Source organism: Vibrio cholerae, from assembly GCF_008369605.1.
Classification (GTDB): domain Bacteria; phylum Pseudomonadota; class Gammaproteobacteria; order Enterobacterales; family Vibrionaceae; genus Vibrio; species Vibrio cholerae.
This window is the reverse complement of the sequence record NZ_CP043554.1, coordinates 2,875,001-2,887,920: the sequence shown is the minus strand read 5'-3', so window position 1 is coordinate 2,887,920 and position 12,920 is coordinate 2,875,001. Positions and strand designations below refer to the sequence as shown.

Sequence of the window (12,920 nt, the reverse complement as noted above, 5' to 3'; positions counted from 1 at the left end):
TTGGAGCATGCAACTTAATTCCACGGAAATTAGCGATCTGATCAAACAACGCATTGAATCTTTCAACGTTGTTAGTGAAGCTCGCAACGAAGGTACTATCGTATCGGTAAGCGACGGTATCATTCGTATTCACGGCCTTGCAGATGTTATGCAAGGTGAAATGATTGAATTACCGGGCAACCGTTATGCACTGGCACTGAACCTTGAGCGTGACTCGGTCGGTGCGGTAGTAATGGGTCCATACGCGGATCTGCGTGAAGGCATGAAAGTAACAGGTACTGGCCGTATTTTGGAAGTTCCTGTTGGTCCTGAGCTGCTAGGTCGTGTAGTTAACACTCTGGGTGAGCCGATTGATGGTAAAGGCCCAATCGGTGCAAAACAAACTTCACCAGTTGAAGTGATCGCACCGGGTGTTATCGATCGTAAGTCGGTTGATCAACCTGTTCAAACTGGTTACAAATCAGTGGACTCGATGATTCCAATCGGCCGTGGCCAGCGTGAGCTGATCATCGGTGACCGTCAAACAGGTAAAACTGCGTTGGCGATTGATGCGATCATCAACCAGAAAAACTCTGGTATTTACTCTATCTATGTTGCTATCGGCCAGAAAGCGTCAACCATTGCGAACGTAGTTCGTAAATTGGAAGAGCACGGCGCACTGAAAAACACCATTGTTGTGGTGGCTTCAGCGTCTGAATCTGCTGCACTGCAATACCTCGCGCCTTACTCAGGCTGTGCGATGGGTGAATACTTCCGCGATCGCGGTGAAGATGCGCTGATTGTATACGATGACCTGTCTAAACAGGCTGTTGCTTACCGTCAAATCTCACTGCTTCTGCGTCGTCCACCAGGCCGTGAAGCTTTCCCTGGCGACGTGTTCTACCTCCACTCTCGTCTACTAGAGCGTGCCGCTCGTGTAAACGAAGAGTACGTAGAGCGTTTCACTAAGGGTGAAGTGAAAGGTAAGACCGGTTCTCTAACCGCTCTGCCAATCATCGAAACTCAAGCTGGTGACGTATCGGCATTCGTACCGACCAACGTAATCTCGATCACTGATGGTCAGATCTTCCTACAAACTGAACTGTTCAACGCGGGCGTACGTCCAGCGGTTGACCCAGGTATCTCAGTTTCTCGTGTAGGTGGTGCAGCGCAAACCAAGATCGTTAAGAAGCTCTCTGGTGGTATCCGTACTGCTCTGGCTGCTTACCGTGAATTGGCGGCGTTTGCTCAGTTCTCTTCGGATCTGGATGAAGCGACCAAGCGTCAGCTGACTCACGGTCAGAAAGTGACTGAACTGATGAAGCAGAAACAGTATGCACCAATGTCTGTCTTTGATCAGGCTCTGGTGATCTTTGCTGCGGAACGTGGCTATCTGACAGACGTAGAACTGAACAAAGTTCTCGACTTCGAAGCTGCTCTACTATCGTATGCTCGTGCTCATTACGCTGAATTGGCAGCGCAAATCGACAAGACGGGTGCTTACAACGATGAGATCGAAGCTCAGCTGAAGAAGCTGGTTGACGATTTCAAAGCAACCCAAACTTGGTAATGAGGTCGGTGGCAGTTTCTGCCACCAACTAACGGAGAGTAACGATGGCCGGCGCAAAAGAGATACGTACTAAGATCGGGAGTGTGAAAAGCACTCAGAAGATTACGAAAGCGATGGAAATGGTGGCTGCTTCAAAAATGCGTCGTTCACAGGACGCTATGGAGTCATCACGCCCTTACGCACAAACAATACGTAAAGTGATCGGTCATGTCGCCAACGCAAGTCTAGAGTATCGTCATCCGTATCTAGAAGAGCGTGAAGCGAAGCGAGTTGGTTACATCATTATTTCTACAGACCGCGGTTTGTGTGGTGGTTTGAACATTAACTTGTTCAAAAAAGCCATCACGGATATGCAAACTTGGAAAGAGAAAGGTGCGCAGATTGAGCTGGCGATTATCGGCTCGAAAGCGACCGCTTTTTTCAACAACAGCGGCGCGAAAGTTGCCGCTCAGGTTTCTGGTTTGGGCGACAGCCCAAGCTTAGAAGATCTGATCGGTTCGGTTGGCGTCATGCTGAAGAAATACGATAAAGGTGAGTTAGACCGCCTCTATCTGGTGTTCAACCAGTTTGTGAACACCATGGTGCAAAAACCAAAGATCGATCAATTGCTACCTTTGCCAAAATCGGACAGCGAAGATATGCAGCGTGATCACATGTGGGACTACATCTACGAGCCTGAACCAAAGCCTCTATTAGATGCGCTTTTACTGCGCTTCATTGAGTCGCAGGTTTATCAAGGTGTTGTAGAAAACCTAGCGTGTGAGCAAGCAGCCCGAATGGTTGCGATGAAAGCTGCTACCGATAACGCGAGCAACCTGATTGATGATTTACAACTTGTGTACAACAAAGCCCGTCAGGCGGCGATTACACAAGAATTGTCGGAAATCGTAGGCGGCGCGGCTGCGGTTTAAGCTTAGGTAAAACAAACAGTTTAGAGGATTAACGATGGCTACAGGTAAGATCGTACAGATCATCGGTGCGGTAGTCGACGTAGAGTTCCCACAGAGCGAAGTACCAAGTGTTTACGATGCTCTGAATGTTGTGGATTCCAAAGAACGTCTGGTTCTGGAAGTTCAACAGCAGCTAGGCGGTGGCGTAATTCGCGCTATCGTTATGGGTAGCTCGGATGGTTTACGTCGTGGAATGACAGTACAAAACACTGGCGCTCCAATTTCAGTACCAGTAGGTACTAAAACCCTAGGTCGTATCATGAACGTGCTTGGTGATGCGATTGACGAACGTGGCGACATTGGCGCAGAAGAGGTGTACTCGATTCACCGTCCTGCTCCAAGCTACGAAGAACAGTCTAGTGCAACTGAACTTTTGGAAACGGGTGTTAAGGTTATCGACCTGATCTGTCCGTTTGCGAAAGGCGGTAAAATCGGTCTGTTCGGTGGTGCGGGTGTAGGTAAGACCGTTAACATGATGGAACTTATCAACAACATCGCGCTACAGCACTCAGGTTTGTCAGTATTTGCTGGGGTAGGTGAGCGTACTCGTGAGGGTAACGACTTCTACCACGAAATGCAGGAAGCGGGCGTTGTAAACGTTGAACAACCAGAACTGTCGAAAGTAGCGATGGTTTACGGTCAGATGAACGAGCCACCAGGCAACCGTCTGCGTGTAGCACTGACTGGTCTGACTATGGCGGAAAAGTTCCGTGATGAAGGCCGTGACGTACTGCTGTTTATCGACAACATCTACCGTTACACCCTAGCGGGAACGGAAGTATCTGCTCTGCTTGGCCGTATGCCTTCAGCGGTAGGTTACCAGCCAACACTGGCTGAAGAGATGGGTGTTCTGCAAGAACGTATCACGTCAACCAAAAAAGGTTCTATCACCTCTGTACAAGCGGTATACGTACCTGCGGATGACTTGACTGACCCATCACCAGCAACCACGTTTGCTCACTTAGATGCAACTGTGGTTCTGAACCGTAACATCGCCGCTATGGGTCTATACCCAGCGATCGACCCACTGGATTCGACTTCACGTCAATTGGATCCACTGGTTGTTGGTCAAGAGCACTACGATGTGGCGCGTGGCGTGCAAGCAACGCTACAACGCTATAAAGAGCTGAAAGACATCATCGCGATTCTAGGTATGGACGAACTGTCTGAAGCGGACAAGCAAGTCGTTGCTCGTGCGCGTAAGATCGAACGTTTCCTGACACAGCCTTACCACGTAGCAGAAGTCTTTACTGGCGATCCAGGGGTATACGTACCTCTGAAAGAAACCCTGCGTGGTTTCAAAGGTCTGCTGGCAGGTGACTACGATGACATTCCAGAGCAAGCGTTTATGTACTGCGGTACGATTGACGATGCTATCGAGAATGCGAAGAAGCTATAAGGCTGACTAGGAGGCGATATGGCAGCAATAACCTTTCATCTGGACGTAGTGAGCGCAGAGAAAAAACTGTTCTCTGGCTTGGTTGAAACGTTTCAGGTGACCGGTAGCGAAGGTGAGCTGGGTATTTTCCACGGCCATACACCGCTGCTGACCGCTATCAAGCCTGGTATGGTGCGTATTGTGAAACTGCACGGCCACGAAGAGTACATTTATGTCTCAGGTGGTATTGTTGAGGTTCAGCCGGGCACAGCGACTGTGTTGGCCGATACCGCAATCCGTGGAGAAGATCTGGACGCAGCTAAGGCAGAAGAAGCCAAACGTCGTGCGGAAGAGCGTATTCTCAACCAGCATGGCGATATGGACTTTGCACAAGCGGCCAGTGAACTGGCTAAAGCCATCGCACAGCTTCGCGTGATTGAACTGACCAAAAAGCGTCGTTAATCATGCAAATAAGCTGATAAAAAGCCTGACTTATGTCAGGCTTTTTTGTCTCTTATGCTCCGCTTATCGGTAAGAGCGTGTGACGTTATGGGATGTTTTTTGTCCCGTTATTGACTGATCACTAATAAATAAACGTGATTTTCTATGAAAATAATCGCTCTTCTTATTTTCGAGATAATCGGCAATTAACTATTTTCAGTTTGCTGTTTAGAATACGACGCAGAAAAATGACTAGGTAGATAACAAATGAAATTCAGTACGGTAATTCTCGCGGCAGGGAAAGGAACTCGTATGCACTCCAATATGCCGAAGGTGCTGCATACATTGGCGGGTAAGCCTATGGTCAAACACGTCATTGATACGTGTAATAACCTAGGCGCGCAAAATATCCATCTGGTTTATGGCCATGGTGGCGACCAGATGCAGCAAGCTCTGGTGAACGAAAACGTCAACTGGGTTTTGCAAGCGCAGCAACTGGGAACAGGGCACGCCGTAGATCAGGCCTCTCCCCATTTCCAAGATGATGAAAAAATCTTGGTGTTGTACGGGGATGTACCGCTGATTTCTGAAGACACTATTGAAAGTTTACTTGAAGCACAGCCCACCGATGGCATTGCACTACTGACTGTTGTTCTGGAAGACCCAACGGGGTACGGCCGTATTGTGCGTAAACGTGGCCCTGTGGTGGCGATCGTTGAGCAAAAAGATGCCAGTGAAGAGCAAAAGCTGATCAAAGAAGTCAACACAGGGGTGCTGGTGGCGACTGGCCGTGACCTTAAGCGTTGGTTGGCAGGGCTAAACAACAATAACGCGCAAGGCGAATACTACCTGACTGACGTGATTGCGGCAGCGCATGATGAAGGTCGTGCCGTCGAAGCGGTGCATCCTTCACACTCAATCGAAGTGGAAGGGGTAAACGATCGCATTCAATTGGCGCGTCTTGAGCGTGCTTTCCAAGCGCGTCAGGCCAAGAAGCTGCTTGAGCAAGGTGTGATGCTGCGCGATCCTGCACGTTTTGACCTGCGCGGAACACTGCAGTGCGGTTCGGATGTGGAAATCGATGTTAACGTGATTATTGAAGGCAATGTATCGATCGGTAATAACGTAGTGATTGGCGCGGGCTCAATTCTCAAAGATTGTGAGATTGATGACAACACGGTGATCCGCCCATACAGCGTAATTGAAGGGGCGACGGTCGGTGAAAACTGTACAGTTGGGCCGTTTACTCGTCTACGTCCCGGAGCAGAGCTACGCGATGATGCGCATGTCGGCAACTTTGTGGAGATGAAAAATGCTCGTCTTGGTGAAGGTTCAAAAGCCAATCACCTGACTTATCTTGGCGATGCTGAGATTGGCAAAGGCGTGAATGTGGGCGCTGGGGTGATCACCTGTAACTACGACGGTGCCAATAAGCACAAAACCGTGATTGGCGATGATGTGTTTGTGGGTTCTGATTGCCAGCTCGTAGCGCCTGTAACCATTGGTAACGGTGCGACCATTGGTGCCGGTACAACCCTGACGAAGAATGTCGCTGAAGGTGAGTTAGTCATCACTCGTGCGCCAGAGCGCAAAATTGCTGGCTGGCAGCGTCCGGCGAAAAAGAAATAATTGAACCGATTGAAAAAAGAGCCGCATTCGCGGCTCTTTTTGTATTACTCAAGTACAGTTTATTCGTCACTGACCACGCGAGCATTGTCGGGGGTGGTGAACTGTTCACGTAACTGACGGTTAGAGAGTATGTAACCTATCCACAACCCGCCTGTACACAACACAATCGCAATGCCTGTCACTGGCTGAGCTTGGCTGGCAAGCGCAGCCACTAGGGCGCTGGATAAACTGCTGACACTGATCTGTAAGCTGTTTTGTAATCCGGCAGCGGTTGCTGGGCTTTGCTTAGCACTGGATAAAGCACGGTTGACCACTATCGGATACATGGCACCATTGGCCACCGCAATCAAGCAGAATGGAGCCAAGATTGGCCAAATTGAGCTGAGCGTCCATTGTGAGGCGACAAAAATCATCGCCGCTGACAGGGTAAACAGCGCAATCAACTGTTTGAGCACCAGTTCATCACCGTATTTCTGAACCGCTTTCTTACCTAGGTAGCCACCCACCATAAATGCAATGGTTTGTGGAATAAAGCTCAGGCCAATGTCCCGTGCTTGATAACCAAGCTGCGCCATGATTTCCGGCATCCCGGTCAGGTAGGCAAAAAACGCCGCCGATGCACAAGCAAACATCATCACATTGCCGAGATAGGTTTTGCTTTTCAGTAAACCTTTAATATCTTGCGCGATAGAAGTGGTTTTTGGCTCAGCAATTTCATTGGTTTGTAAGCCCGTACTCACCACCAACACAATACCCATCAAGGTTAACGTCAAAAAGATGCTGTGCCAGCCAAAGTAATCTGCCAGCAGCACACCCAGTTGCGGTGCTAGTGCTGGAGAGAGCGCTACCAGTGGCATGATGGTCGCAAAAAGCTGTTGGCTGACTGAGCTTGGGTAACGCTTGATCACCATCGCCTGCCAAATGACCGCTGGCGCGCACACCCCAATCGCTTGGATAAAACGCAGCAGTAGCAGTTGCCATACCGTTGAGCTAAACGCGAGTCCGGCAGAGGCGAGGGTAAAAACGAGTAAGCCAGCAATCAGCGTATTACGATGGCCAAATTTGTCGGAAGCTAAGCCCCACAGTAACTGGCCAAGCGCCATCCCCACTAAGAACACCGTCAGTGATAGAGCGATTTGTTCAGGGCCGGTCGCAAAAGCGGTTTCCATCATTTTAAACGCAGGCAGATACATGTCGGTGGCAATAAAACCGAGCATGGAGAGTGCCGAAAGGTAAACCAACTGGAAGAAAGATACTTTCATTTTTTCATGTCCATCAAAATTATTCACACATGTTTTTTTCAGTATCCGTTGGCGCCAACCAGGATTTTTCTGTAGTTACATTCTAGTTTTGTCTTTTGATGAAGAGAAACGGCAAATTTTTCGGTTATCATGCAAAAAAATTGATAGGTAGGTGAGTGATGTTTTCCAAATCCTCTTTGGAGATGTTGGATGCCGTAGCGCGTTTAGGCAGTTTTACTGCGGCAGCAGAGGTGCTGCACAAAGTGCCTTCGGCGATCAGCTACAGTGTGCGCCAAATAGAGAGTGAACTGGGTGTGGTGCTGTTTCGCCGTTTACCGCGTAAGGTCGAGCTAACCCCGGCTGGTGAGCTGTTTATGCTTGAGGCAAGGCAGTTACTGCGCCAGATGGAGGAGATCCGCGCGCAAACCAAACGCGCTGCGCATGGTTGGCGTAAAACCTTGAAAGTGACACTCGATAACGTAGTCAAGCTGGACAAGATGAAGCCGATGGTGGAAGCCTTCTACCAAACCTTTGATTTCGCCGAGCTACAGATCAACATGGAAGTGTTCAACGGCTCGTGGGAAGCGATTGCACAAGGCCGCGCCGATATCGTGATTGGCGCAACGGCAGCAGTACCAGTGGGCGGCGATTTTGAAGTGCGCGATATGGGCATTCTTGACTGGGCATTTGTGATGTCACCCAATCACCCCTGCGTGCGCGAGCAGAATTTGAGTGAAGAGTTTATCAGCCAGTTTTTAGCCATCTGTTTGGACGATACCTCAAGCGTATTACCCAAACGCCATACTGAACACTACCCTAAACAGCGTCGTTTGCTGCTGCCAAACTGGTACAGCGCGATTGAAAGTTTAAAAAGTGGACTCGGGGTCGGCTATATGCCAAGGCATATGGCGCAGCCGCTACTGGCCAGCGGTCAGTTGGTGGAGAAGGTACTGCCCGATGAAAAACTGCTTAGCCACTGCTGCCTAGTGTGGCGCAAAGACGATAATCATAAATTGATTGAGTGGATGGTGAATTATCTGGGCAGTAGCGATCAACTTTACAGTGATTGGCTACAAGCTAAATAACCTAATAATAAGAGCCAGCGTTGCTGGCTCTTAAACGACGCTTCAGTGATAGACAAAACGTAAGGGTTATGGGCGCTCAAAAATGGTCGCGATACCCTGACCTAAGCCGATACACATGGTGGCAAGGCCATATTTCGCATCTTTGGCTTCCATCAAATTGATCAGCGTGGTTGAGATACGTGTACCCGAGCAACCCAGTGGATGACCGAGCGCTATCGCGCCGCCATTGAGGTTGACCTTGTCATCCATCATCTCCAGTAAGCCCAAGTCTTTTGCGCAAGGTAGAGATTGCGCGGCAAACGCTTCGTTCAATTCCACCACATCCATATCCTGCATGGTTAAACCCGCACGTTTGAGCGCTTTATGGGTTGCAGGTACTGGGCCGTAACCCATGATGGAAGGATCGCAACCGGCCACGGCCATCGCTTTAATGCGGGCGCGAATGGTTAAACCGAGCGCTTTGGCTTTCTGTTCACTCATCACCAACATCGCTGAAGCACCATCCGAAAGGGCTGAAGAGGTTCCTGCAGTCACAGTTCCGTTAGCCGGATCGAATACGGGACGCAGTTCAGCTAATCCCGCCACTGTGGTTTCCGGGCGGATCACTTCATCGTAATCGAGGGTAAACAGCGTACCATCGGCAGCATGCCCCTCGGTGGGCAGAATCTCGTTTTTAAAGCGACCTTCTAATGTTGCCGCATGAGCACGCGCATGGGAGCGCGCAGCGAACTCATCTTGCTGCTGACGGCTAATACCATGCAGCTTGCCAAGCATCTCTGCGGTCAGTCCCATCATTCCCGCTGCTTTGGCCACGTTCTTAGACAGGCCCGGATGGAAATCAACGCCGTGAGTCATTGGCACGTGGCCCATGTGCTCAACGCCTCCCACTAAACAGATCTCTGCATCGCCAACCATGATTGCGCGCGCCGCATCATGCAGTGCTTGCATGGACGATCCACACAAACGGTTGACGGTGACCGCGCCAATCTCAATTGGCAGACCCGCAAGCAGCGCTGCGTTACGCGCAACGTTAAAGCCTTGTTCAAGCGTTTGCTGCACACAGCCCCAATAAATGTCTTCAATCTCTTTGGGATTGACCTGTGGGTTGCGCGCCAGAATGCCCTTCATCAAATGTGCTGAAAGATCTTCCGCACGTTGGTGGCGAAACGCACCGCCTTTGGAGCGTCCCATCGGAGTACGTAGGCAATCAACAATCACTACTGTATTCATTTTGTTATTCCTTTTCTAAACCGATTTACAGGGCACTGGCTTGCTGAGCGCTGTAGAAAGATGTTCCTTGTTGCGCCATGTTCTTCAGCAGCTGCGGTACTTGATAGAGCGCGCCGAGGTCAGCGTATTTTTCCGCCATAGCCACATAGTTGGCGATGCCGATGGTATCTAAGTAACGGAATACACCACCACGGAACGGAGGGAAGCCAAGACCGTACACCAACGCCATGTCAGCTTCTTGCGCGGAGGCGATGATCCCTTCTTCAAGACAGAGCACTACTTCATTAATCATTGGAATCATAGTGCGTTCGATAATGGTTTGTGGGTCAAAGCTTTGTGGTGCGCCGCATACAGGCGCAAGAATGGCGAGCACGTCATCGCTGAAGGCTTTTTTCGGTTTGCCTTTTTTATCAACGGTGTACTGATAGAAGCCGCTGCCATTTTTCTGGCCAAATTTTTTCGCTTCGTACAGGGCATCAATCGCTTCTCGGCCGCTTTTCGCCATGCGAGTTGGGAAGCCTTCCGCCATCACTGCCTGAGCATGGTGTGCAGTATCAATGCCGACCACATCAAGCAAATACGCAGGGCCCATTGGCCAGCCGAATTGACGCTCCATCACTTTGTCGATTTCGGTGAAGTTTGCACCATCACGCATCAGTAGGCTAAAGCCTGCAAAGTAAGGGAAGAGTACGCGGTTAACGAAGAAGCCTGGGCAGTCATTGACCACAATCGGTGATTTGCCCATTTTCGCCGCATAAGCAACCACTCGGTTGATGGTGTCTTCTGAGGTGTGTTCACCACGGATGATTTCCACCAAAGGCATGCGATGCACAGGGTTAAAGAAGTGCATGCCACAGAAATTCTGTGGGCGCTTGAGTGATTTGGCGAGCAGGTTAATGGGAATGGTCGAGGTATTGGAGGTCAGAATCGTTTCTGCATCGACCAATCCTTCCACTTCGCTCAGTACCGCGGCTTTTACTTTCGGATTTTCCACCACGGCCTCAACAATCACATCCGCCTGATCAATCCCAGCGTAATGCAGAGAAGGGGTGATGGAAGCCAGAATGCCAGCCATTTTGAAACCATCGATCTTGCCGCGCTCTAACTGTTTGTTGAGGAGCTTGGCCGCTTCGGTCATGCCCAGTTCTAAAGAGTGCGGTGCGATGTCTTTCATCAGCACAGGTACACCTTTGAGAGCTGATTGATAGGCGATGCCGCCACCCATAATGCCCGCGCCGAGCACGGCGGCGTGTTGGGTGTCTTGGCTTGCCGCTTTCGCGGATTGTTTGGCTAAGCCTTTGATGTATTGATCATTGAGGAAAATACCAACCAGTGCTTGCGCCTCGGTAGATTTTGCGAGCTTGATGAAGTGTTTGCGCTCGATATCCAGCGCAGCATCGCGTGGTAAACGCGCCGCTTCTTCAATGGTCACGACAGATGTCATCGGTGCTGGATAGTGTTTACCTGCCACTTGCGCCACCATGCCTTTTGCCATGGTAAAGCTCATCATGGCTTCCAGCTTGCTTAGAGTCAGCGCTGAGGTTTTCTGCTGACGGCGTTTTTGCCAATCCAGTTTTTCTTCAATCGCTTGAGTCAACGTGGTGATTGCGGAATCGATCAGTTTGTCGCTATCGACAATCGCATCCAGTAATCCCACTTTTAACGCTTCTTCCGCGCGGCACGCTTTACCTTGGGTGATGATTTCCATCGCGCTATCAGCGCCAATCAAACGTGGCAGACGCACGGTGCCGCCAAATCCCGGCATGATGCCCAGTTTGGTTTCAGGCAAGCCAATGCTGGTGGTGGCATCACCAATCCGAAAATCGGTGGCGAGTACACATTCACAGCCGCCGCCAAGTGTATGGCCTTTTAACGCTGACAAGGTGGGGAAAGGTAAATCTTCCAACTTGTTAAAAATGCGATTAGCAAACTGCAACCACTCATCCAATTCTGCTTCCGGTTTGGCAAATAGCCCCAGAAATTCGGTGATATCAGCGCCGACGATAAAAGCCTCTTTATCTGAGCTGAGTAGGAGGCCTTTGACACTGGAATCGGCAGCGAGCGCATCTAACGCTTTATCGAGGGATTCCAGTGTGTGTAAATCCAGTTTGTTAACGGAAGCAGGAGCACAGAAAGAGAGCTCGGCAATTCCATTAGCGAGTTGCTTTACCTGTAGGGTTTTGGCTTGGTAAATCATTGTCTATCTCCGTGACATACAATCAGTGATTGTGTGAGAGAGCGGTTGTCATTTTTATGTTCTGGTTTGACCAGTTGCCTAAGTTTGAACCTGAGATTAGCTAATTTCAATACATTTTTTAAACAAGTGTTTAACATTGTGCGTTAAGTCGAGTCGAGCTTATGGTGAGGCCGTGTTACACTGGGCGCCTTTTTTATTGAGACCTGAGTTATGAATCTTCATCCCTACCTCATTCCCATGGCTTCTGTTCGGTTTGAAGAAGAGATTAAAAAGAGTCTGTTTATTACCTATTTGGCACATACGCCAGATCTTGCCAGTGCCAAAGCGTTTGTTGATGAGATTAAGCAGCGTCATGCGGATGCGAGACACAACTGCTGGGCGTTTGTGGCTGGGCGACCTGAAAACTCCATGCTGTGGGGATTGAGTGATGATGGTGAGCCATCCGGTACTGCGGGAAAACCCATCTTGGCTCAGCTCACGGGGTCTCATATCGGCGAAATTACGGCGGTAGTGACCCGTTATTATGGCGGTGTTCTATTGGGAACCGGTGGCTTAGTGAAAGCGTATGGTGGCGGTGTGCAACAAGCGCTCAAGCGACTTCAAACTATTGAGAAAAAAATCACCACATCTGTGCACCTGACGCTAGACTACGCCATGATTCCATTACTCCATTCCTTAATGGCGCAATTTTCTGCGACGGAAATGGAGGCTCACTATAATGAACAAGTCGAAATGGTGGTGGAATTAGAGGCATTGCAATCAGATGCTTTCACACAAGCCTTGATCAATAAAAGTGGCGCGAAAATACAGGTGAGTCGCTCACCACAACATAGTCAGAATTAGCGAGTCAGCTCGAACCATAATGCAATTTCGTTCAATTATCCGTATTGTCGGGCTTTTGCTCGCTCTATTTAGCGTTTCTATGCTTGCGCCTGCGTTGGTGGCTTTGATCTACCGCGATGGGGCAGGTGTGCCGTTTGTCTCAACTTTTTTTGTTCTGCTGCTGTGCGGTGGTTTATTTTGGTTTCCGAACCGCCATCATAAACATGAACTCAAGGCACGGGATGGTTTTTTAATCGTCGTATTGTTCTGGACAGTAATCGGCAGCGCTGGCGCATTACCTTTTTTGCTCGCAGCCGATCCCAACATTTCAGTCACCGATGCGTTTTTCGAATCCTTTTCGGCGTTAACGACCACGGGGGCGACCGTGATTGTTGGCT

General features: G+C 49.7%; 11 protein-coding genes (1 of these 11 cut by a window edge). 8 read left to right on the top strand and 3 right to left on the bottom strand.

The annotated features are described in order from the left end of the window. Window positions 1-7: 7 nt before the first annotated feature. The 5 genes from atpA to glmU all read left to right on the top strand — a co-directional run bounded on the left by atpA (window position 8) and on the right by glmU (window position 5,947). Window positions 8-1,549: a F0F1 ATP synthase subunit alpha gene (gene atpA, locus F0316_RS13490; protein WP_001176739.1), complete on the top strand. Its 1,542-nt coding sequence runs from the start codon at window positions 8-10 to the stop codon at window positions 1,547-1,549. Between the two features lie 44 nt (window positions 1,550-1,593). Continuing rightward, on the top strand, window positions 1,594-2,460 hold the full coding sequence (gene atpG / locus F0316_RS13485) for a F0F1 ATP synthase subunit gamma (RefSeq protein WP_000896515.1): 867 nt from the start codon (window positions 1,594-1,596) through the stop codon (window positions 2,458-2,460). Between the two features lie 34 nt (window positions 2,461-2,494). Further along, complete coding sequence (gene atpD, locus F0316_RS13480) at window positions 2,495-3,898, top strand: F0F1 ATP synthase subunit beta (RefSeq protein WP_000190491.1); 1,404 nt, start codon at window positions 2,495-2,497, stop codon at window positions 3,896-3,898. A gap of 18 nt (window positions 3,899-3,916) precedes the next feature. Beyond that, window positions 3,917-4,339 (top strand): F0F1 ATP synthase subunit epsilon, encoded by a 423-nt coding sequence (locus F0316_RS13475; RefSeq protein ID WP_000719050.1) that lies wholly within the window; start codon window positions 3,917-3,919, stop codon window positions 4,337-4,339. 246 nt (window positions 4,340-4,585) lie between these two features. After that, the gene (gene glmU / locus F0316_RS13470; RefSeq protein WP_001892013.1) at window positions 4,586-5,947 is read left to right on the top strand and encodes a bifunctional UDP-N-acetylglucosamine diphosphorylase/glucosamine-1-phosphate N-acetyltransferase GlmU; all 1,362 of its coding nucleotides are present in this window, start codon (window positions 4,586-4,588) and stop codon (window positions 5,945-5,947) included. Between the two features lie 59 nt (window positions 5,948-6,006). Here glmU and punC read toward each other — a convergent pair whose 3' ends face one another. Beyond that, complete coding sequence (gene punC, locus F0316_RS13465) at window positions 6,007-7,209, bottom strand: purine nucleoside transporter PunC (protein ID WP_000868543.1); 1,203 nt, start codon at window positions 7,207-7,209, stop codon at window positions 6,007-6,009. A 158-nt stretch (window positions 7,210-7,367) separates the two neighbouring features. Between punC and punR the strand changes: the two genes are divergently transcribed. After that, on the top strand, window positions 7,368-8,273 hold the full coding sequence (gene punR / locus F0316_RS13460) for a DNA-binding transcriptional activator PunR (RefSeq protein WP_000491961.1): 906 nt from the start codon (window positions 7,368-7,370) through the stop codon (window positions 8,271-8,273). A gap of 66 nt (window positions 8,274-8,339) precedes the next feature. On the opposite strand, the gene fadA is transcribed toward punR, so the two are convergent. Both fadA and fadB read right to left on the bottom strand, forming a co-directional pair. After that, a complete protein-coding gene (gene fadA / locus F0316_RS13455) occupies window positions 8,340-9,503 on the bottom strand; it encodes an acetyl-CoA C-acyltransferase FadA (RefSeq protein WP_001099262.1) in 1,164 nt (387 codons plus the stop codon). Between the two features lie 25 nt (window positions 9,504-9,528). Beyond that, the gene (gene fadB, locus F0316_RS13450; protein ID WP_000640240.1) at window positions 9,529-11,700 is read right to left on the bottom strand and encodes a fatty acid oxidation complex subunit alpha FadB; all 2,172 of its coding nucleotides are present in this window, start codon (window positions 11,698-11,700) and stop codon (window positions 9,529-9,531) included. A 210-nt stretch (window positions 11,701-11,910) separates the two neighbouring features. Here fadB and F0316_RS13445 point away from each other — a divergent pair, with 210 nt between their 5' ends. After that, window positions 11,911-12,543: a YigZ family protein gene (locus F0316_RS13445; protein WP_001048718.1), complete on the top strand. Its 633-nt coding sequence runs from the start codon at window positions 11,911-11,913 to the stop codon at window positions 12,541-12,543. 19 nt (window positions 12,544-12,562) lie between these two features. Beyond that, a protein-coding gene (locus F0316_RS13440; RefSeq protein ID WP_149560549.1) for a TrkH family potassium uptake protein crosses the window boundary here: on the top strand, window positions 12,563-12,920 show its 5' end (the start). It continues 1,100 nt past the right edge of the window; only the first 358 of its 1,458 coding nucleotides appear in the window; it begins with the start codon at window positions 12,563-12,565; its stop codon lies beyond the right edge, outside the window.

Coding starts and splice junctions, on each gene's coding strand:
- atpA (WP_001176739.1), top strand. CDS start 8: ATGCAACTTAATTCCACGGAAATTAGCGATCTGATCAAACAACGCATT.
- atpG (WP_000896515.1), top strand. CDS start 1,594: ATGGCCGGCGCAAAAGAGATACGTACTAAGATCGGGAGTGTGAAAAGC.
- atpD (WP_000190491.1), top strand. CDS start 2,495: ATGGCTACAGGTAAGATCGTACAGATCATCGGTGCGGTAGTCGACGTA.
- F0316_RS13475 (WP_000719050.1), top strand. CDS start 3,917: ATGGCAGCAATAACCTTTCATCTGGACGTAGTGAGCGCAGAGAAAAAA.
- glmU (WP_001892013.1), top strand. CDS start 4,586: ATGAAATTCAGTACGGTAATTCTCGCGGCAGGGAAAGGAACTCGTATG.
- punC (WP_000868543.1), bottom strand. CDS start 7,209: ATGAAAGTATCTTTCTTCCAGTTGGTTTACCTTTCGGCACTCTCCATG.
- punR (WP_000491961.1), top strand. CDS start 7,368: ATGTTTTCCAAATCCTCTTTGGAGATGTTGGATGCCGTAGCGCGTTTA.
- fadA (WP_001099262.1), bottom strand. CDS start 9,503: ATGAATACAGTAGTGATTGTTGATTGCCTACGTACTCCGATGGGACGC.
- fadB (WP_000640240.1), bottom strand. CDS start 11,700: ATGATTTACCAAGCCAAAACCCTACAGGTAAAGCAACTCGCTAATGGA.
- F0316_RS13445 (WP_001048718.1), top strand. CDS start 11,911: ATGAATCTTCATCCCTACCTCATTCCCATGGCTTCTGTTCGGTTTGAA.